This is a genomic window from Paenibacillus barcinonensis (assembly GCF_003217495.1).
GTDB lineage: Bacteria > Bacillota > Bacilli > Paenibacillales > Paenibacillaceae > Paenibacillus > Paenibacillus barcinonensis.
Genome location: NZ_QJSW01000001.1, coordinates 576235 through 597987, shown reverse-complemented (window position 1 = coordinate 597987; position 21753 = coordinate 576235). Strand labels below are relative to the sequence as shown.

Genomic DNA, 21753 nt, shown 5'->3' with positions numbered 1-21753 from the left:
GCCTCGGTCTCGGGACTGAGACAACTTCCATCTGTCGGCGCTGTTAACATCACCTCGTCTGATGTACACTGGATTTATAATAACGACGAAGGAGAAATGAGTGATGAAACGATCTACGCGTGAACGCTGGTGGGTTGGCATACCTCTTATCGCTATTGGTGCAATGATTTTGCTCAAGCAATTGGGATATGACATTGATGTAGGATATATTTTCAGAACATATTGGCCGGTATTCCTGATCTGGTGGGGAGTCAAGGGTTTAACGGAGATTCGACGGAATGGAGGATATGCTGCTTTTGGGCCAGTAATTGTCCTGTCCTTAGGAGGATTTTTCCTGGCGCGTAATATGGGGTTGATCGGATACTCGATTGGAGAATTCATTCGTTATCTGATTCCGATTCTGTTGATCGGTGGCGGCTTGTATGTATTGATCGGACCAGGACAGCGTGATCGGAAGCATCATGGAAAAGAAAATACGACTCCACCTGCACCTCCTGAGCAGCCTTATCAGCCTTTGTCTCCAAAGGATCTTGAGATGCCCTCGTCATTCGATGAAGAGTTCGAGAAAACGTTTGGCAAGCCAAGTGAGGAGTCCGCTTCAGGTAACCAGCAATCGTTTCATTCGGGTGAGGAGCAACAGAATGCAAACGGTGGCGGGAATTCGTTTGACAAGCACCACAATTCGCATTCAGGGGAACAGAAGTATGGAGGCTTCGGCCACTCCTGCAGCTATGGCTATCAAGAAGATTACGGGACCAAGACATTTAATAAATCTACGTTTATTGGCGACTTTCATATGGGGAAGGAAGTATTCTCGCTGAAACCGATGAACATCTCCTCGTTTATTGGCGATACGGTGATTGATTTGACCAAGGCACAAATTCCATATGGAGAGACCAAAATTGTGATCTCACATTTTATCGGCGATGTGAAGGTGTTTGTTCCGGAGGATATGGATCTCGGCGTCTCCTTAACAACGAATTCATTTATCGGAGACATGAAGCTTCTCGATCATAAACGTGGCGGTTTTATGGGCAGCGCGCAGGAGGAGACCCCACACTATATGGAAGCTGGTAAAAAAGTGCGAATTATTGTCAGTGTTTTTATCGGTGACGTCAAAGTGAATAAGGTGGGTTAACACATGATTCGAACGATTCTCAAGGCAAACAAATGGGAACTGATGACGTATTTTGTGTTAACCGGGTTGATTACATTGGGCGGATTTTATCTGTTATACGGGGATGTGCTTACAGGCACGAATCGCAATCGGGCATGGACCTTTATTGGAGTTGTTGTTGTGGGCACGATTGTTACGGGCTATATCGCGGCGCTTCGTCTGCAACGGAAGATTGATCTGCTCGATCTGAATATGCTTAAGGTGTCCAAAGGCAATATGGCGGTACGTATGCCCGAGGCTGATGATGCTTCGTTTGGGCGAGTGTATCAGGAATTTAATGTGATGATGGAATCCATTGAGAAAAAAATGAGATTGCTTCAGCGGCTGGGTGAGCAGGAGGTCATTGAGAAGGAGCAGGCTTCTGAACGTGCTGTAATTGAGGAGCGTAAGCGAATGGCAAGAGACCTGCATGACACAGTCAGCCAGCAATTGTTCGCCATGCATATGTCGGCCTCATCACTGCCTCGTCTGCTGGAGATGAATCCCGAGCATGGGCGCACTGTGCTGGACCAGCTCATTCAGATGTCTCATATTGCACAACGCCAGATGCGGGGATTAATTGCTCAGCTTCGCCCGGTAGAACTGGAAGGGCGTGACCTGACGGCTGCGCTGGATAGCTGGTTTCCTGACTACTGCCGGCAAAATGGCCTTAAAGGTGTGAAAGAGCTGGAACTGGATGGCGGAGTCTCGGATGCCATTGAGCACCAGCTGTTTCTCATTATTCAGGAGGCGGTAGCGAATGTTGTCAAACATGCGGAGGCCAGATTGGTCAGCTTGGCGATTCGGGAATCTGAACATCAGATCAGCATGAGCATCAGTGATGACGGTCATGGCTTCCAGCAGCAAACCGAACGTCCAGGGTCATACGGCTTGTCTACGATGCGGGAACGTGCGGAGAAGCTCGGCGGACAGGTGCAGATTATATCCAAGCCTGGAGCCGGCACAACGGTACGAGTGCTTATCCCGAAATTTCAGAATGTGTCAGAGGGGGAAACGGAATGAACGGCAAAGTTAACGTAATGATTGTGGATGATCATGATATGGTTCGCATGGGATTGAAAACGTATCTGATGCTGGAGCCTGCTTTTCATGTGATGGCAGAAGCCGGGAATGGTCAGGACGCGCTGGATCAGCTTCGTCAGATGGAGGATGCGGATAAGCCAGATCTGATTCTCATGGATCTGATGATGCCAGTTATGAATGGAGCTGAGGCAACTCAAGCCATCATGTCTGAATTTCCGGGGATGAAAATTGTGATGCTGACCAGTTTTCTTGAGGATGATCTTGTTGTTCAAGCGATTGAAGCAGGGGCGGTCAGTTATGTGCTGAAAACCGTCTCGGCCGAAGAATTGATCTATGCTCTTCAGGGTGCGAACAGAGGCATGCCGGTGATGACGGGCGATGTTTCACAGGCGTTGACGAGGGGAATTCGACAGCGTACAGCAAGAGAAAGTGAATCCGGCCTTACGGAACGGGAGAAGGAAGTGCTCCTGCTTGTTGCAGAGGGAAAAACAAACAAAGATATCGGGGAAGAATTACATATCAGTATCAAAACCGTCAAAACTCATGTGAGTAACCTGCTGATGAAATGTGAATTGGATGATCGCACACAGCTGGCCATCTATGCTCATCGACAGGGCTGGGTGAAGCGAAACAGCTGAAAATGTTGCTGTGGCGGGAAAAAACAGCAAATATTGCATGCTTTTATCTCCTTTTTAATTGTTTTTAAGGTGCGATTAAGGTTCAAAGTACAAAATAAGGACAGTTAAAGAATATCTCTTGCAAATAAGAGATTGGGAGGTAGAGAGGCATGGACGAACGTAATTATAGATCGAACCGACAAGATGAGGAAAAGGAAACAACACAAGCAGAGAATCGCAATACTGCCGGAAACAATGATTCCTCGTATTATTATTCTTATGGACCGTTTCAGTCCGTGAATCAGGAAGATACAGCTGGCTCTGATGGGGCACGCCAAGAAGGAAATGTGGAGATTACCAGACCAGATCCGATCAAGCCTGTTCCGACTTATTATAACAGCGGGGCTTCAGATCAGGCGGGACGATTCTCAGGCGGCAGCGGTTCGGGGAACGGGGACGGTCAGGGGAAGGGCAATAATAACAATGGCGGATGGAATTACAACAATCGCAGACCACGGTCTTCTGTAAGATCGCTGCTGTTCTCGTTTATTGCCGGTATGCTGGTGATCACGGTGCTGATGTACACGGCAGACAGAACAAACATGTTTACCCCGCAGGCTTCGCTAACCAATGGAAACGAAACTACTGCGCAGGGTACGCCAAGTAATACAGGCGGCGGTAATAACGTGACGGCCTCTCTTCTGCCAACAGGTAAAGAGGATGTATCCTCTGTTGTTAAACAGGCAAGTCCAGCTGTTGTGAAGATTGAAACACTTGCGAAGCAGTCCTCTCGCAACGGTTCTGGACAGGGTGGAGCCAATACCAATGATCCGCTGTATCAATATTTCTTCGGCGGCGGTAATGATAACGGCCTTGGTGGCAATCAAGGTCAGACTGAACGGCCGCAGGCCAGCAATCAACTGGTACCGCTCGGTATTGGTTCAGGATTCATTTTTGATAAAGACGGTTATATCTTGACCAATCAGCACGTTGTTCAGGGGGCAGATGTCATTCAGGTAACACTTGAGAACAACAGCAAGCCTTATGAGGCTAAGCTGCTGGGTAGCAGCTTTGATCTGGACCTTGCGGTGCTGAAAATTGAGAAGCACAGTGGGGATAAAGATTTCCCTGTTGCGCCACTGGGCAACTCAAACAATACCCAGGTTGGTGAATGGCTCGTAGCGATTGGCAACCCGGAAGGCTTTGAACACACCGTTACTGCGGGGGTTCTGAGTGCCAAAGAACGTACAATCAGCATTCCCGATCAGGAAACAGGAAAAACTCGTGAATACAGCCACCTGCTGCAGACAGATGCTTCGATTAACCCGGGTAACTCGGGTGGTCCATTGCTTAACCTGAATGGTGAAGTTATCGGCATGAACGTTGCTGTGAGTGCTGATGCACAGGGAATTGGTTTTGCAATACCATCCAGTGTAATCTCTGAAGCTGTGAAATATCTGAAAGAGAATAAGGATGTTCCCAAAGAGCCTGTACCGTTCATTGGTGCTTCCCTTATGAATCTCACTCCAGAAGTAGCTAAACAAATGGGAACAAATATTACGGAAGGTTCCGTTGTAGCGAGCACCGTATACCAATCGCCAGCCTATCTGTCTGATCTGAGACCGTATGACATTATTACCGGCGTAAATGGTACTCCAAAAGCAACAAGCCAGGATTTGATTGACTTTATCAAGACCCAGAAAGTCGGTGGAGAAGTTACGCTGAATGTCGTTCGTGACGGCAAAAAGATGGACGTAAAAGTGAAAATCGGCAACAAAAATGATTTCAATACAACACAGACACAGCAGCAATGATGCACATGATGCAAAGACAGGTGTAAATAAGAACGGAAGGGTTTGATGGCCCTTCCGTTTTTTGCACTGTGCCCTTATTATCGCTTCTGGCATGCCTTGAAATGGAGAAGGTGCGAATCGGGCTCGGGCCTGTTACAATGGGAATACAAACGATAGGGTAAAGGAGAAAGACCATGCGCTCAACTATTTTGATTGTAGATGATGACGAAAAAATTGTGTCTATGCTGCGCCGAGGGCTGGCATTTGAAGGATATGAGGTACAGACAGCTTCCAACGGGGCAGAAGGTCTGAGCAAGCTGATGGACAAAGAACCCGATATCGTGGTGCTTGATGTGATGATGCCGCAGATTGACGGTTTTGAAGTGTGCCGCAGATTAAGAGAGGCTGGAAGTACAGTTCCGGTCTTGATGCTTACGGCCAAAGATGAGGTTCAGAGCAGAGTCACAGGATTGGATACAGGTGCTGATGATTATTTGGTAAAACCGTTTGCGCTGGAAGAGCTGCTCGCTCGCGTCCGGGCGTTGTTGCGCCGTAAATCCGATATCAGCAGTGTGGCGGATAACCGTCTGGCGTATGAGGATATCATTCTGGATAACGATTCACGTGAGGTATTTCGGGATGGAAAACGTCTGGAGCTGACTGCGAAGGAATTCGAATTACTTCATCTCTTTATGCAGAATCCTAGGCGAGTCCTGTCCCGAGATCTGATTATGGATAAAATCTGGGGATATGATTACAGCGGAGAATCCAACGTTCTGGAGGTTTACATTGCCATGCTGAGACAGAAAACGGAAGAGCACGGAGGAAAGCGTGTCATTCAGACGATCCGGGGGGCCGGCTATATTTTGAGAGGTGACTCGTAACATGTCCATTCGGTTGAGGCTAACCGCATGGTATTCGGGGATTCTGGCAGCCGTGCTGATTTTTTGGGGTGTAGTCATCTATGCCTTTGTATATTTTAATACGTACAATGAAGTGGAGCAGCAGCTGAGGGAAAAAAGTCTGAGAATCACGGAGCAAATCGGGGTTAATCCGTTATCACAGGCTCTTGATCTTGATCCGTTTGCAGAGAGTCAGCTGCAGGAGGCTCAAATTTATATTCAATTGGTGGATTACCAGACGGGATCATTCAAGCTCTCAGGCAATCTGGAGAAAGCAGGAATCACTTTCCCAATTGTAAATATCCATAATATTCGTCATGAAATTGGTATATCGAAAATTAACGTGGAAGGCATTCCTTTTCTGGTGAATCAGCAGGCCTTATCTCTTCAGGGAACGAATGAGATCAGAGGTCTGCTTCAAGTGGGCGCGAATGTCAGCTCACAAGAGCGTCTGTTGGAAGCGCTGCGGAACATTCTTATTCTGGGCTGGCTGGTAGCGATGGCGCTTGCAATTACATCGGGTCTAATTCTGGCTCGCAAGTCGATGCGGCCACTGGTTAATGTAATTGATGCAGCCAATCAGATTCAATCCGGTGATGATCTCAGCGTTCGCATTCAGTATAACGGGCCTAAGGATGAGATCGGACGTCTTATTGAGACGGTGAACAACATGCTGGAGCGTACTGAATTGTCTTTCCGTGGTTTGGAAGAGACCAATGCCGCACAGCGCCGTTTTGTATCGGATGCTTCTCATGAATTGCGGACACCGTTGACAACGATTCGAGGGAATGTAGATTTCCTCAAAAAGCTGTGGGATCAAGAGGATGCGGAGCGCCCGAATCTGGATGAAGACACGATTAAGCAGATGTCTCTGGAAGCAATCGAGGATATGGCTGATGAGGGCAAGCGTATGAGCCGTCTGATCAGTGATATGTTATCACTCGCGAGAGCGGATACAGGGCAGAGAATTGAGCTTAATCCGATTCCTTTACAGATTCTCGTACAGGAAGTGGCTCGCAGAGCGCAATTTCTGGATCGACAAGCAGACTGGCGTCCGGGAGATCTGTCGATCCTGAACGGTATTTATGTGAATGGAAGCAAAGATTATTTGCAGCAGATGCTGTTTATTTTTATCGAGAATGCGTTTAAGTACACACCGGAGGGGTCTGTGACCCTGGATGCTGTCTTATATAAAGGGCAGGTTGGCTTGCGCATCAGTGATACAGGGATCGGCATGGAACGGGATCAGGTGCCTTTTATATTTGATCGCTTCTATCGTGCGGATGAATCTCGCGGAGCCACGCCGGGGATTGGACTCGGATTATCCATCGCCAAATGGATTATTGAGGAGCACAACGGGTCTGTAGAAGTTGTGACCAGACGCGGGGAAGGAACGACGTTTATCATCTGGTTGCCGGTTGTCTTTGCCCCGCCTATTGAATAAAGGTATAATAGAAAAGACTGCAATTACATCGGCTGTATAGCCGGAAAGAAAGCGGGTGGCAACCAAGTGGAAGTACTGCGAATTTCGCCGCGGGGATATTGTTACGGGGTTGTGGACGCCATGGTGCTGGCGCGTCAGGCGGCACGTAATCTGGATTTACCACGGCCGATTTATATATTGGGCATGATTGTGCATAACCAACATGTGACGGATTCATTTGAAGATGAGGGCATCATTACCCTTGACGGTCCAAATCGGATGGAAATACTGAATCAGGTGGAGAGCGGCACCATTATTTTCACAGCGCATGGTGTATCACCGGAGGTGCGCAAGCTGGCTCGGGAAAAAGGGCTGACCACAGTGGATGCAACATGTCCTGATGTGACCAAGACCCATGATCTGATCCGTGAGAAAACGGCGGAAGGTTATGAGATTATTTATATCGGTAAGAAGAATCACCCGGAACCAGAAGGTGCGATTGGTGTTGCACCAGACCGTGTTCATCTGATTGAGAAGGAAGAAGAGATTGAAGACTTGCGTGTGCCTGCGGGCAAAATTTTGATTACCAACCAGACAACGATGAGTCAGTGGGATATCAAACACATTATGAGCCGGTTGCTGGAGAAGTTTCCTGGCGCTGAGATTCATAATGAGATCTGTCTTGCTACACAGGTGCGTCAAGAGGCTGTAGCTGAACAGGCGGGTCAGTCTGATCTTGTGATTGTTGTAGGTGATCCACGCAGTAATAACTCCAATCGTCTGGCACAGGTGTCAGAGGAGATTGCGGGTGTGACGGCATACCGTGTGTCGGATGTGTCCGAAATCCAGCAGGAGTGGCTGAAAGGTGTGCAGAAGGTGGCGGTGACTTCCGGCGCTTCTACTCCAACACCGATTACAAAGGAAGTTATTCAGTATCTTGAGCAGTATGAACATGATCAGCCGGAGACGTGGGAAATCAAGCGTACCGTTAATATGAGCAAGCTACTGCCTCCGGTTAGAGAGAAGACACGCACCACTTAATCTGCAGAGGAAATACACGAAATAGTGAAATGTATAAGGTATAGAAACGGGAAACATCCTGCTGTGTCACCTTCATTGGATATGACGAGCGGGATGTTTTTTTAATATCTGTTGGGACAATAGAAGGTACGTTTCATCCTTGACGAAAAGAAATAACTGTGGTATATTTGCTTTAGTGATTAAAAGCTTAAAAGCGAACAAGCGTTTAAGTGCGACAGTTTATTTTGGAAATACATTTCACAATTACACAACCAGACGCACAAAGGACAAAGGTGCTCTTATACAAGGAAGGATGGGGAAAATAATATGATCGTTATTGCAGGCAAAGCTACCTCGGAGGACCAAATTCAAGATATCGTTAGTGTGATTGAGAAGGAAGGGCTTCAGGCACATGTATCCCGTGGAGAGGATCGCACCATCATTGGATTGATCGGTAAAGTGGAGCCGAAAATGCAGGAACATCTGCGTCAGATGAAGGGTGTCGAGAATGTGGTGAAGATTTCGAAATCCTACAAACTGGCAAGTCGTGACTTCCACCCGGAAGATACGGTGATTTCAATCAAAGGTGTAGATATCGGCGGCAAAGAGCTTGTCGTAATGGGTGGACCTTGCGCGGTTGAATCCGCAGCACAGATTGATGAGATTGCAGGCTTGGTTAAGGCTGCTGGCGGACAGGTGCTTCGCGGAGGGGCCTTCAAACCACGCACAGGACCTTACAGCTTCCAGGGAACAGGTGTAGAAGGTTTGATCATGATGGCTGAAGCAGGACAGAAGCATAACCTGCTGACGATCACAGAAGTTATGACACCGGAGTATGTGGATATCTGTGCGGAGTACGCAGATATTCTGCAGGTGGGTACACGCAACATGCAGAACTTTGATTTGCTGCGTAAGCTGGGCGAGTGTGGTAAGCCTGTATTGCTGAAGCGTGGATTCAGTGCGACGTACGATGAGCTGCTTAATGCTGCGGAATACATCCTGGCGGGCGGTAATCCGAATGTAATGCTGTGTGAACGCGGTATCCGTACATTCGAGTCTTACACGCGGAATACGCTTGATCTGTCTGCCATTCCTGTATTGCAGTCTCTGAGCCATTTGCCGGTCATCTCTGACCCAAGCCATGGAACAGGCCGCCGTGAGCTGGTGGAGCCGATGACCAAAGCTTCGGTAGCTGCTGGAGCAAATGGTCTGATCATTGAGATGCATACGGATCCTGACAACTCCATGACTGGAGATGGTGTGCAATCTCTGTTCCCTGATCAGTTTGCGAACCTGCTGCAGGATCTGGAGAAATTAGCTCCAATTGTGGGCAAAACGTTTAACACAGCTAAACAGCCTGCTGACTTTTTCCCGGCTCGTGTAGGGGTATAATGTCGCTGTATAACTAAAAATATGTCATCCAAACCGGACTTCTACCTCGGAATTGTTCTATGTGAGCAATTGGGGTGGATGTCCGGTTTTTCGTCTGTTTTGCGCAGATGAACATATTTATTAATCAAAGGTGATAAGAAACATTTATGATGTTATGTTTTTCCATCATTTAGGCGATTTTCGGGGTTACTTCACCGCATTAAACCGGTCAAATGAGTATAATTTCCGTTGTTATATGAATTTATATGTATTGTAAAATGTAAGTATACCTAACATGCTCGCAAAAAATACCTTACATAAGTATTGACGATGTCACATTTGAGATTTTATAATGACGACAGAAAAAAATTCGAATATATAGACATTTTCTTCGTGGGGTTGTTTAATGTTCGGAATATTTGGGAGGACGAATACATGTCGGTTGAAAACGTATTGAAATCAATTCAAGAGAACAACATCGAGTGGGTAGATTTTCGTTTTGTAGATTTGGCTGGTCGTGCGCATCACATCTCTTTGCCAGCTTCGGCTGTTGATGCAGACACGTTCGTAAATGGAGTAGCGTTTGATGGTTCTTCGATCCAAGGTTTCCGTGGTATTGAAGAGTCCGATATGGTTATGATGCCGGACCCTGAAGCGACTTATGTCGATCCGTTCACTGCACACCCTACATTGAATGTTATGTGTGATATTTTCACACCGGATGGCGAGCGTTATGAGCGTGACCCGCGCAGCATCGCAGTGAAAGCCGAAGCTTTCCTGAAAGAAAGCGGCGTAGGTACAGCAGCGTTCTTCGCACCAGAGTCCGAGTTCTTCATCTTTGACGATGTTCGTTATGAGAGCGGCACAAACAGCTCCTCTTATTATGTAGATTCCGAAGAAGCATCATGGAACACCAACCGTAAAGAAGAAGGCGGCAACCTGGGCTTCAAGGTTCGCACAAAAGGCGGATATGTTCCAGTAGCACCTGTGGACACTCAACAAGACATTCGTAGTGAAATGTGCCGTCTGCTTGAAGAAGCGGGCTTGTCGATCGAGCGTCATCACCATGAAGTAGCAACAGCTGGTCAAGCTGAAATCAACTTCCGTTTTGATACGTTGAAGAAAACAGCAGATAACCTGCTTGTTTACAAATACATTGTTCATAATACAGCACGTCAATATGGCAAAGTAGCAACGTTCATGCCAAAACCATTGTTTGGCGACAACGGTAGCGGAATGCACGTTCACCAATCCATCTTCGATGGTGATTCCCCATTGTTCTATGACAAAGGCGGATATGCAAACCTGAGCGAAATGGCTCTGCACTATATCGGCGGTATTCTGTACCACGCTCCAGCACTGATCGCTTTGACAAACCCAAGTACAAACTCATTCAAACGTCTTGTACCTGGTTATGAAGCACCAGTTAACCTGGTATACTCCAAAGGTAACCGTTCCGCAGCTGTACGTATCCCGGTTGCTGCTGTAACACCTAAAGGCTGCCGCATCGAGTTCCGTACACCGGACTCCACAGCTAACCCATACCTGGCATTCTCCGCAATGCTGATGGCGGGTCTGGATGGAATCAAACGCAAAATCAATCCGACTGAGCTTGGATATGGTCCACTGGACAAAAATATCTATGATCTGTCTGATGCAGATAAAGAAAATATCCGCAGTGTACCGGCTTCTCTCGAAGAAGCATTGGATGCTCTTGCAGCTGACCATGAATTCTTGACTGAAGGCGGCGTATTCACCAAAGAATTCATTGATAATTACATCAACCTCAAGCGCGATGAAGCTAAAGCTGTTGCAATCCGCATTCATCCGCACGAGTATAGCCTCTACTTCGACTGCTAATCGGTCGGGGTCGGAACCCGGGTGGGTTCCAGCTCAAAAGCCTCCGGGAGTTGCTCTCGGAGGCTTTTCCTTGAAGTAAACAGTGCAGTGCTTTAACTTTTTAGGGTGATAAAGGAATTTGATGGCCTGGAATGCGTTTTCAGTGCATATTTCCCTTGAAGCGGTCGGGGAATACTGATATCATAGCGATAATATTTACTTCATATGTCAGTTAAGGATGGAAAGGGCGGGGGATTTTGTGACAAAGAGAGCGTATAACTTTAATGCAGGACCAGCAGCATTGCCATTAGAAGTTTTGGAACGTGCCCAGGCGGAATTTGTAGATTTTCGTAATACAGGCATGTCAATTATGGAGATGTCTCACCGCGGGGCCGTGTACGAGTCTGTACATAATGAAGCGCAGGAGCGTCTGTTGTCGTTGCTTGGCAATCCAAAAGGATATAAAGTGCTCTTTCTGCAGGGCGGTGCGAGCACACAGTTTGCGATGTTGCCGATGAATTTGCTCGGTGCAGGTCAGACAGCCAGTTACATTATGACAGGCAGCTGGGCCAAAAAGGCACTGTCTGAAGCGAAGCTGATTGGTGAGACACGGATCGCAGCATCATCGGAAGCGGATAAATTTATGAAATTGCCGGATGTCTCGAACCTGGATTTGCCTGAGCGTACGGCTTATGTGCATATCACTTCCAACGAAACGATTGAAGGCACACAGTTCAAGTCGTTCCCTGATACAGGATCGGTCCCGCTGATTGCGGATATGTCGAGTGATATTTTCTGCAAGCCGTTTGACCTGAATCAATTTGGCATGATCTATGCAGGCGCACAGAAAAACCTTGGGCCTTCGGGCATTACAGTTGTAATTGCACGCGAGGAACTGGTAAGTGAATCTCCAAAAACCATTCCAACCATGTTCCGTTACAGTACACATGTGGAAAACAACTCGTTGTACAATACACCGCCATCCTTCTCGGTTTATATGGTGAACGAAGTGCTGAAATGGATTGAGGAGCAGGGCGGTCTGGCTGGTATAGAGCAGAAGAATATCAAAAAGGCCGAGCTTCTCTACGATACAATTGATTCATCCGGTGATTTCTACCGTGGCTGCGTTGTGCCGGAAGACCGTTCGTTAATGAACGTGACGTTCCGTCTTGCCTCTGAGGAGTTGGAAAAGAAATTTATTAAAGCTTCTGAGCAGGAAGGTTTTGTTGGTCTGAAAGGGCATCGTAGTGTAGGCGGCCTTCGCGCGTCTATCTACAATGCTGCACCATACGAGAGTGTTAAGGCGCTCACTGACTTCATGAACCATTTCCAGCAAACAAACGGGTAATTACAAAGGCAAGATCAAAACTTGCAGCGGTGAGCCCTCTAGAAGCAGTTTTACTGCTGAATCGCCGCTGTTCCAAAGCCTTCCACATTGACGTGTGGGAGGCTTTTCTTTAGAATTAAAGGATTGTTGTAATTATGAAGCTGAACTGAAAAAGGAGACTTAACACATATGGCATTACACATCGTTCTTGTTGAACCGGAAATTCCAGCTAACACAGGCAATATTTCACGGACGTGTGCGGCAACCGGTACCCATCTGCATCTCGTTCGTCCATTGGGATTTCGGACAGATGATGCTACACTTAAACGTGCGGGACTGGACTACTGGCATGCAGTCCATATTGAGTACCATGATTCGTTTGCCGAGGTGCAAGAGAAATATTCGGATGCACGTTTTTTCTACGCAACAACGAAAGCCAAAAATCGTTACAGTGATTTTGAGTTTCAAGATGGAGACTTTCTCGTATTTGGTAAAGAAACAAAAGGACTTCCACCTGAGTTAATTGCAGCAAATCCAGAGACTTGTATGAAAATGCCGATGACAGGGGATGTTCGTTCGTTAAATCTTTCCAATTCGGCAGCAATTATTGTGTATGAGGCGTTGCGTCAGCTACATTTTCCTGGATTGGATTAGTAAAATATTATGCAAAATGAGCTTAGATTTCGCTGAAAAAACATTTTTCAAAAAAAAGGACAAAAAATGTTTATTTCCAGCAGGATTCGACAAAATTTTGGCGAATCTATAGATATAGTACTAATGTACCTAGAAATTCAGAGTGAGATAGGAGAGGTGTGCCGTAGCTATGAAGCCAGCTGGAGTAGTTCGCAAAGTTGACCAATTGGGTAGGATCGTATTGCCTAAATCTTTGCGTAAAAGGTATCAAATGAATGAAGGAGATCCTGTAGAAATTCTAGTGCAAGGGGATCATATTATTCTTGAAAGATACCGCCCGAAATGTATTTTCTGCGGTTCGATGGAAGATGTCAATGACTTTAAAGAGCGTTACATATGCGCACAATGCTTAGAAGAAATGACACAGCTATCATAAGAAAATCAGACACAAAAACGCCATCGAGCCCTGAAGCTTGATGGCGTTTTTGTGTCTTGGTACCAACAAAGATGTAATCGACTCATTAGCTTACTCTGTGTATTTGAAGTAACCATGTAATTAACCATAGATCAGTTGAATATAGGTAAAATTTGCGTCCAAACAGCATTCAGAATTCCTTGCATATTCTCTTCCTCGCTATTGATGCTGATGACTGCATTCTCGGAAGGGAGCACGATGCAGAATTGACCAAAAGCTCCATCTGCACGATAAGCATCATGCGTACACCTCCAGAATTGATAGCCGTAACCTTGTCCCCAATCTCCGCTTCCATTACCTTGTGTATCCATTTGTTTCGCCGTAGCTGCTCGAATCCACTCGGCTGGTACAAGCTGCTGATTATTCCAGCATCCTTCCTGAAGCAGAAATTGTCCGAATCGGCTTAACTCCTCAGTAGTCAGCCATAGCCCTGCACAACCGAGGGTTACGCCAAGCGGGGAAGTCTCCCACACGATATGTTGCATACCGAGTGGTTCAAACAGTCGAGGAATGAGGTAATCTTTAACTGTTTGGCCGATGGCTTCCTGCAGCATGGATGAAATCATAAATGTATCACCGCTGCTATATGTAAAATGAGTTCCAGGCATTCGGTCAAGAGATAGTGACATGTAATGCTTCGCCCAGTCTTTTTCCTGCAGGGAGGCTCGTTCGTCTGCCCAGAGCGGTGGTGAATCATGGCCTGAAGACATGCGTAGAAGATCCCGCAGTGTAATCTCTCGCGGGGAAGGAAGCTGTGAAGAGCTGGATTGTGCTTGATCATACGGGAAGTAATCGCCCAGCTTTGCATCCAGATGAATAAGATCTTCCTGAACGGCCAGGCCGACCGCCATAGAGGTAAAGGATTTGCTGACAGAGTGCTGCACACGGCGGCGATCGGTACTCTGATGCCACTCGTCCAGAAGCTGCCCATGCTGCAAAACACGTACAGAATGAACCTGAAGCTGCTGCGTTGTAATGGTGCTAATGAAGCCTTTCAGTTGTTCAGACATGATACCCTCCTGATTTAAGGAATGCGTATTGATGCTTAATCTAAAATGGCAATGGATTTTAATCTAGTGAAACGTTTCCGTAATCTGATCACAAAATTAGAACCCATGTTAGTATAAACTCGCCTCAATGTCAATTCAGGTGCAAAAGTGAATGCTTAGACCTTAATATACTCACAATAAAAGTGTCTTTTGGATCAAAAACGAAGCTCATAGGTCACTGTTTTAATAAAAAAACGCGAAAAATGTAAAAAGGTTATTGACAGGATTTGCTCATCGGGATTATGATTTATTCGAAACGATTCGAAGAAATCGCTTCCAAGTAAAATGTTGATATTTTAAGTCTAATTAAATCAACGTTGGTTATTTTTGAAACGATTCGAGAGAATCGTTTCGATAACAAAGCTTTCACGGGGAGCATGAGAGAAGATGCTGTAACACACAGAGAAAAAGAGATTCATCGCTGTAAGCCGTAGTAAACAGCAGCAAAGCTGAAAGGGGTTACGAAATGGCGCATATTACGATCGAAACCGGATCGCCTACATTATGCATGAATACCAGCATACATGTGGTGTCCAGTGACTCCGGAGAGACTTCAGGCGGTACACTATATCTGCTCCACGGGGCTGGAGACAATGCGAGCACATGGCAGCGTCTCACCACCATTGAGATGTACGCAGCCCAGTACGGCTGTACCGTCATCATGCCGGAAGCAAACCGTAGTTATTACACCGATATGGAATACGGCCTGAATTACTTCCACTACATCACTGAGGAATTGCCCGAAATATGCGGAAGACTGCTCCAGCTTAACACCGATCCAGCCAAAACGTTTGTTGCCGGGTTATCCATGGGTGGGTATGGTGCTTTAAAATGCGGACTGACTTATCCCAAGCGGTATAGCAAGATCGTGTCGCTATCAGGGGTGACCAATCTTCAAGCGAGGCTTCATGATCCACATATGCCCGAAGGCATGCTCAAGGAAATGAAAGCGGTTTTTGGAGAAGGGTTACAGGTGAAGGCGGATCAGGATATTTACGCATTGTCAGCCAGGTTGCTGGAGCAGGGAAACCCCTTGCCAAAGATTCTGAGTTGCTGCGGTGACCATGATCCTTTTGTGGACATGAACCGGGACTATGCCGCATACATGCAGGGAACTGCATTTGATTTTCGGTATGTGGAGACACCGGGCACGCATGAATGGAGATTTTGGGAACAGCATCTGAAAACGATGTTTGATTTTCTTTACAACGACAACACCATAGTAGAGTGAGGAGATGCAAATTGAAACCTGCAGCCGAAGGACCTAGCAAAAAGCTGAAGGCAAACATGAGAGGTAAGTCACTTTTGACTGAAATCTGGAAGCACCGAATGACGTATACCCTGCTTATACCGGGGCTTGTCTGGTTGATCCTGTTTGCTTACATGCCGATGGGAGGCCTGTCACTGGCATTTAAGGATTACAAGGCAAACCTGGGAATCTGGGGAAGTCCCTGGAGCGGATTTGAGAATTTCAAATACGTTTTCCGTGATCCAACCTTCATTGATGCCGTATGGCGCACATTGTACATCAACATTCTGAAACTGATTATTCAGTTCCCGTTCCCGATCATTCTGGCATTGCTGTTGAATGAACTGCGGATGCGCAGAGGGAAAAAGTGGTTCCAGACGGTTCTGACGTTCCCGCACTTCCTGTCCTGGATCATCGTATCCGGGGTAGTCATCAACGTGCTTGCATATGACGGGTTGGTGAATAGTGCACTTTCGTTATTAGGATTGCCAACGATTAATTTCCTGGGTTCTGAATCCAACTTTGTTCCGATGCTGCTTCTGACGGATATCTGGAAATCCAGCGGCTGGGGTGCGATTATCTTCCTGGCGGCCATCTCGGGTATTGATCAGGACCAGTATGAGTCTGCACAGATTGACGGGGCATCGCGGATGCAGCAAATGTTCCGTATCACCCTGCCGAACATCCTTCCTACGATTACGGTGATGTTTATTTTGTCCGTCGGCGGATTGATGTCCTCTGGTTTCGACCAGATCTTCAACTTGGCGAATGCAGCAACGAAAAATGTATCGGAAGTGCTGGATGTATATATTTACCGGATTACGTTCCAGTCCTCAACCGACTTCTCATTCTCGACAGCGGTCAGCTTGTTCCGTTCCCTGGTGAATATGGTGCTGCTGCTTCTGGCTGACAGATTTGCCAAGTGGCTTGGCGGAGACGGTTTGTTCCGATAAGAAAGGAGGAGTAATGAGATGAGCAAGAAAGCTGGAAGAAAGCCGAAGATTGGCACGGAACGAATGACCGTTCTTGATTATGTGATCTTTGCGATTTTGTTAGTGCTGGCACTGATGATCCTGATTCCATTCTGGAATGTCATTATGATCTCATTTGCAACACAAAAAGAGTATGCCGAAAATCCGTTCCTGATGTTCCCGAAAGAGTTCACGTTGGACTCTTACAAGGCGTTGTTCGCTGATGGAAGCATCCTGTCGGGTTACAAAAATACATTGATTTTGCTTGTGATCGGATTGCCGCTCAGCTTGTTCCTGACAACAAGTATGGCTTATGGTCTGAGCCGCAGCAATTTTCCGTTCAAAAAGTTTATCTTTTTCCTGGTATTGTTCACCATGATCTTTAACGGAGGTATCGTTCCACTGTACCTCATTATGAAGTCCTTGCATCTTACAGGTACGTTATGGTCCGTCATTCTGGCGGGAAGCTTCAGTGCCTTTAACATGATCCTGATGATGAACTACTTCTATACCTTGCCTGAATCATTGATGGAGTCGGCAAGGCTGGATGGCGCAGGGGAATGGAGAATTTTGTTCTCCGTAGTCCTTCCACTGGCGACACCAATTATGGCAACGATCACGCTCTTCTATGGCGTAGCCTACTGGAATAGCTGGTATGATGCGATGATCTTCCTGCGAAAAGCAGATCAGCTACCGCTGCAAAACGTGCTAAGAAACATCATTGTAACCTCTACGACCAATGCATCCAACGCATCAAGTGTCGATGCAGTGAAGCTGAGCAGCTTCTCCATGGGTATGAAGATGGCCGCGGTATTTGTCACAATGGTACCAATTATGTGTTTCTTCCCAATGCTGCAAAAGCACTTTGCCAAAGGGGTATTAACAGGGGCTATCAAGACCTGATTATACACATAGGATTTCCAAAGAAATTCGACTAAAAACATGGGGGTAAAAGCATGAAAACGGACAAAAAGTTGTCAGTCAAATCGTTATTTGCCATCACACTCTGTCTGATGATGTTGGTGGTATCGGCTTGTTCCAACAGCAGCAGCTCGAAGAGTGGCAACGAAAAGGATGCGGAAGGGAACTACAAAGATAACCTGACCATTTCTGTAGCGAATCTGACCGAAGTGAAGAACGGAAACATGGATAATGATTTCCACAAGTTCTGGACAGACAAATTTAATATTAAATGGGACTACAACTATATTGACTGGGATTCCTGGGGCGAGAAGCTTCGTCTGTGGATCAACTCTGGCGACCTGCCGGATGTAGCGGTATGGAACTATGTACACGGCGATGCAATCAATAACATTGATCAAGGTTTGTTCTACAAATTCCCCGATGACTGGAAAGAGCGTTGGCCAAACGTTGCTGCGGCTTACAAGCTGACAGGACTTGGCGACAAGCTGGAAGAACTGACAGGTGGTACGTATGTGCTGCCTAGACCGATCTATTTTGAAAATAAACCAGCTGACCCGCTGACCAACCAAATTGGCGTTATTGCACTTCGTAAAGACTGGGCGAAAGCCGTTGGCTTTGAACTGAAAGATGCGTACACAACTTCCGAATTGAATCAGTTCGCTGAACTGGTTAAAGAGAAAGACCCGGGTAAAGTGGGAAATAAATTGGTGCCATTGTCTTACAATGCTGCCGATGCAATGACTAATATCATTATGCCTAACAGTGTTCATGCGATGACGGATGTTCCTTTCTACAAAGGCGAAGATGGTAAGTTCCACTGGGGTCCTGCAGACCCGGAAACACTGACAGGCCTGAAATTGATGCAAAAAGCGTACAAAGATGGACTGCTTAACCCAGAGTTCTATACTTGGAAAAACAATGAAGGACAAAATAACTTTAAAGTAACGGGTACCGCAGCTGTAACCAGTCTTGGTGGACTTGCTTCTTACAGACAAGGTCTGGATTCCGACATGAGAAAAAATCTTGGTGTCAACAGTGATGATCTTGTTCACACAGCGATTGTGCTGGGCGATGATGGTAAATACCGTAACATGGAACAAGCTAATTTCTGGTCTGCTCTGATCTTCAATCCAAACATCAGTGATGAGAAATTCGAACGCATCATGGATCTGATCGACTACTCTGCAACAAAAGAAGGACAATTGCTGATCAACATGGGCTTCGAAGGTAAGGATTGGAAATACGATGACAACAAAGAGCTGGTAAACTTGTTGCCTGAGGGAACAACACTGGAGGATAAATATCCTGCACGATTCGAAGGTCTGTACCTTCTGGGTGATGACTTCAGCGTAGTAAACCCTGCAATCAAAAAAGATTACCGTGACAGAGCCGTGGATTTGTTCAAAGAGAAAGCAAAATTGGGTACAGAAGGAAAATCGTTAGCGGCATATGATTGGGACGTTAACCTGTACGATTCCAAAGCGAAAAGCCAAGCTTCTTTCGATTATCAAAACGAATATGCCAACTTGATCCTCAAAGGCGGAGATTTGGAAGCCAACTGGAAAGAGTGGGTTAACAGCAAAATGTCTCTGGTTCAACCATATCTGGACGAACTGAATGAGAAATTCAAGTAATAAAAAGCAGTAATGAACAGGATGGGGATGGCAGGAGCGTTCTGTCTCCCGTCTGATTGAACCCGGTGCGCGGTCTCTCCCCGAACGCAGCCGGGTTCTTTCTTTCAATATACGTGTAGTGGAGGTTTTTTTGATGAATAATCAGCAGTTGATGGACTTGGTGAATCAGATGACGCTGGAGGAGAAGGTGGCCCAGCTGCTACAGCTGACTGCCAACTTCTATGAAGGAACAGATGCGCAGGGTCAGATTACAGGACCGATGGAAGAGATGGGGATCACAGAGCAGTCGGTCCATGCAAGTGGTTCGATTCTGGGGTTGTCTGGAGCACAGGCCATCATGGATGTGCAGCAAGCTTATTTGAAAACAAGCCGCCTTGGCATTCCACTGCTATTTATGGCAGATGTGGTGCATGGGTTTAAAACTATTTTTCCGATTCCGCTGGCTATAGGCTGCTCATGGGACCTGGAGCTCGCGGAGAAAAGTGCCGAGATATCGGCACGTGAATCGGCCGTATCCGGGCTGCATGTCACTTTTGCACCTATGGTTGATCTGGTGCGTGATCCGCGTTGGGGCCGTGTAATGGAAACAACGGGTGAAGATCCGTATTTGAACAGCTTGTTCGCTGCTGCTTTTGTACGCGGTTATCAGGGGGATAATCTGACAGAGGAAGTGGATCGTCTTGCGGCGTGTGTTAAACATTTCGCAGCATACGGTGCAGCTGAAGGCGGTCGTGATTATAATACGGTGGATATGTCTGAGCGTCAGCTTCGTGAATACTACTTGCCAGCATACAAGGCGGCACTGGATGCAGGTGTGGAGATGGTGATGACCTCCTTCAATACGGTGGACGGTATCCCGGCCAGCGGCAATGAGAAGCTGATGCGCGGCATTTTGCGTGATGAATGGGGCTTTGACGGGGTGCTAATCTCCGACTGGGCTTCGATCCGCGAGATGATTGCCCATGGTGCAGCAGAGGATGACCGTGAGGCGGCGTATCGTGCGATCCGTGCAGGGGTAGATATGGAGATGATGACACCATGTTATGTGAATCATCTGCCAGATCTGATTCAGAAGGGTGAAGTGGAGGAGCGACTCGTAGATGAAGCGGTGCTGCGGATTCTGCAGCTCAAAGACAAGCTGGGCTTGTTTGATAATCCGTTCCGGGCGGCTGATCCTGTCCGTGAGCGCGACATTGTTTTCTCCAAGGAACATCGTGAGGTGTCGCGAGAACTTGCCGCGAAGTCGGCGGTGCTGCTGAAAAATGAAGAGCAGGTTCTGCCGCTCCAGCCCAATGCAAAGGTGGCGTTAATCGGACCATTTGCCCAAAGTGAGGATATTCTCGGATGGTGGTCTTGTGAGGGAGTTAAGGCTGATGCTGTGAAGCTGGGAACAGCCCTTCAGGAACGTCTGCCGCAAGGTACGGTTCGTACAGCGCAGGGTAGTGATGTGCACACGATTACAGAAAAGCAGATTGCCACAGCACTTGAGGTTGCATATCAGTCGGATGTGATTGTGCTTGCGCTTGGTGAGGACTCGGAGATGAGCGGTGAGGGTGGATCACGGACAGACATTCGTCTGCCAGAAGCACAACTACAGCTGGTACAGGCGCTGAAGGCGACGGGCAAACCGATTGCCAGCGTTATTTTTAATGGCCGTCCGTTGGATCTGCATGGAGTGGTACAGGAATCGCATGCCGTGCTGGAAGCCTGGTTCCCTGGTAGTGAGGGTGGTGCAGCTATTGCTGACGTGCTTACAGGCGCGGTTAATCCATCAGGCAGACTTACGATGTCCTTCCCGCAATCGGTTGGACAAGTGCCAGTGTATTACAATCACTTCAATACAGGCCGCCCAATCAACCCGGATAACACGGAGAATCGTTACGTTTCCAAATACCTGGATAGTGTCAATGAACCGTTGTTCCCGTTTGGCTACGGTCTTTCTTACACTGTATTCGATTATGGTGACGTTGAGGTATCCGCTGTAGAGATGACGGCTAACAGCCCTCTGACCGTTCGGATTCGTGTAACAAACACCGGTGATCGTCATGGTGTGGAAACGGTTCAACTCTATGTTCGCGATGTGAGCGGTGAGGTTGTTCGTCCGATGCGTGAGTTGAAAGATTATGTGAAGCTGTCTCTTGCGCCGGGTGAGAGTGAGACCGCGACCTTTACTTTAACTGAGACACAGCTCCGTTACCATCATGCTGATCTTGGATATCGAAGTGACCGCGGAGAGTTCATTATTATGGTAGGACCTAATAGCAGAGATACACAGAGCCGCACGTTCAAACTTGTTTAAAGCATCTTGTTCTATTGTAGGACAACA

General features: G+C 47.0%; 18 protein-coding genes. 17 read left to right on the top strand and 1 reads right to left on the bottom strand.

What is annotated here, in order from left to right:
* Positions 1-103 precede the first annotated feature (103 nt).
* From liaF to DFQ00_RS02800, 12 genes are all read left to right on the top strand, one after another.
* Positions 104-1138, top strand: coding sequence for a cell wall-active antibiotics response protein LiaF (gene liaF / locus DFQ00_RS02855; RefSeq protein WP_110893918.1), 1035 nt, complete (start codon positions 104-106; stop codon positions 1136-1138).
* A 3-nt stretch (positions 1139-1141) separates the two neighbouring features.
* Positions 1142-2179 (top strand): sensor histidine kinase, encoded by a 1038-nt coding sequence (locus DFQ00_RS02850; protein WP_174812262.1) that lies wholly within the window; start codon positions 1142-1144, stop codon positions 2177-2179.
* The gene (locus tag DFQ00_RS02845; RefSeq protein ID WP_110893916.1) at positions 2176-2838 is read left to right on the top strand and encodes a response regulator; all 663 of its coding nucleotides are present in this window, start codon (positions 2176-2178) and stop codon (positions 2836-2838) included. The genes DFQ00_RS02850 and DFQ00_RS02845 overlap by 4 nt, the downstream gene beginning before the upstream one ends.
* Before the next feature lie 149 nt (positions 2839-2987).
* Positions 2988-4631: a S1C family serine protease gene (locus DFQ00_RS02840; protein ID WP_110893914.1), complete on the top strand. Its 1644-nt coding sequence runs from the start codon at positions 2988-2990 to the stop codon at positions 4629-4631.
* Positions 4632-4804: 173 nt separating this feature from the next.
* Complete coding sequence (locus DFQ00_RS02835; protein WP_110893912.1) at positions 4805-5494, top strand: response regulator transcription factor; 690 nt, start codon at positions 4805-4807, stop codon at positions 5492-5494.
* A 1-nt stretch (position 5495) separates the two neighbouring features.
* On the top strand, positions 5496-6956 hold the full coding sequence (locus tag DFQ00_RS02830; RefSeq protein ID WP_110893910.1) for a sensor histidine kinase: 1461 nt from the start codon (positions 5496-5498) through the stop codon (positions 6954-6956).
* A 66-nt stretch (positions 6957-7022) separates the two neighbouring features.
* Positions 7023-7976, top strand: coding sequence for a 4-hydroxy-3-methylbut-2-enyl diphosphate reductase (locus DFQ00_RS02825; RefSeq protein WP_110893908.1), 954 nt, complete (start codon positions 7023-7025; stop codon positions 7974-7976).
* A gap of 306 nt (positions 7977-8282) precedes the next feature.
* Positions 8283-9347 carry a 3-deoxy-7-phosphoheptulonate synthase gene (gene aroF, locus DFQ00_RS02820; protein WP_110893906.1) on the top strand — a complete coding sequence of 355 codons (1065 nt, stop codon included), beginning with the start codon at positions 8283-8285 and terminating at the stop codon, positions 9345-9347.
* 414 nt (positions 9348-9761) lie between these two features.
* Positions 9762-11186: a type I glutamate--ammonia ligase gene (gene glnA, locus DFQ00_RS02815; RefSeq protein WP_110893904.1), complete on the top strand. Its 1425-nt coding sequence runs from the start codon at positions 9762-9764 to the stop codon at positions 11184-11186.
* 217 nt (positions 11187-11403) lie between these two features.
* Complete coding sequence (gene serC / locus DFQ00_RS02810; protein WP_174812263.1) at positions 11404-12513, top strand: 3-phosphoserine/phosphohydroxythreonine transaminase; 1110 nt, start codon at positions 11404-11406, stop codon at positions 12511-12513.
* Positions 12514-12681: 168 nt separating this feature from the next.
* On the top strand, positions 12682-13146 hold the full coding sequence (trmL, locus tag DFQ00_RS02805) for a tRNA (uridine(34)/cytosine(34)/5-carboxymethylaminomethyluridine(34)-2'-O)-methyltransferase TrmL (RefSeq protein ID WP_110893900.1): 465 nt from the start codon (positions 12682-12684) through the stop codon (positions 13144-13146).
* A 169-nt stretch (positions 13147-13315) separates the two neighbouring features.
* Positions 13316-13561 (top strand): AbrB/MazE/SpoVT family DNA-binding domain-containing protein, encoded by a 246-nt coding sequence (locus tag DFQ00_RS02800; RefSeq protein WP_090919903.1) that lies wholly within the window; start codon positions 13316-13318, stop codon positions 13559-13561.
* Positions 13562-13692: 131 nt separating this feature from the next.
* Here the strand turns inward: DFQ00_RS02800 and DFQ00_RS02795 are convergent, their stop codons facing one another.
* Positions 13693-14610 (bottom strand): serine hydrolase domain-containing protein, encoded by a 918-nt coding sequence (locus DFQ00_RS02795; RefSeq protein WP_110893898.1) that lies wholly within the window; start codon positions 14608-14610, stop codon positions 13693-13695.
* A gap of 505 nt (positions 14611-15115) precedes the next feature.
* Between DFQ00_RS02795 and DFQ00_RS02790 the strand changes: the two genes are divergently transcribed.
* From DFQ00_RS02790 to DFQ00_RS02770, 5 genes are all read left to right on the top strand, one after another.
* The gene (locus tag DFQ00_RS02790; protein ID WP_110893897.1) at positions 15116-15880 is read left to right on the top strand and encodes an alpha/beta hydrolase; all 765 of its coding nucleotides are present in this window, start codon (positions 15116-15118) and stop codon (positions 15878-15880) included.
* A gap of 11 nt (positions 15881-15891) precedes the next feature.
* The gene (locus DFQ00_RS02785) at positions 15892-16851 is read left to right on the top strand and encodes an ABC transporter permease (protein ID WP_110893895.1); all 960 of its coding nucleotides are present in this window, start codon (positions 15892-15894) and stop codon (positions 16849-16851) included.
* Positions 16852-16869: 18 nt separating this feature from the next.
* Complete coding sequence (locus tag DFQ00_RS02780; protein WP_110893893.1) at positions 16870-17772, top strand: carbohydrate ABC transporter permease; 903 nt, start codon at positions 16870-16872, stop codon at positions 17770-17772.
* Between the two features lie 53 nt (positions 17773-17825).
* On the top strand, positions 17826-19427 hold the full coding sequence (locus DFQ00_RS02775; RefSeq protein WP_110893891.1) for a type 2 periplasmic-binding domain-containing protein: 1602 nt from the start codon (positions 17826-17828) through the stop codon (positions 19425-19427).
* A gap of 133 nt (positions 19428-19560) precedes the next feature.
* Positions 19561-21726 (top strand): glycoside hydrolase family 3 N-terminal domain-containing protein, encoded by a 2166-nt coding sequence (locus DFQ00_RS02770; protein ID WP_110893889.1) that lies wholly within the window; start codon positions 19561-19563, stop codon positions 21724-21726.
* Positions 21727-21753 lie beyond the last annotated feature (27 nt).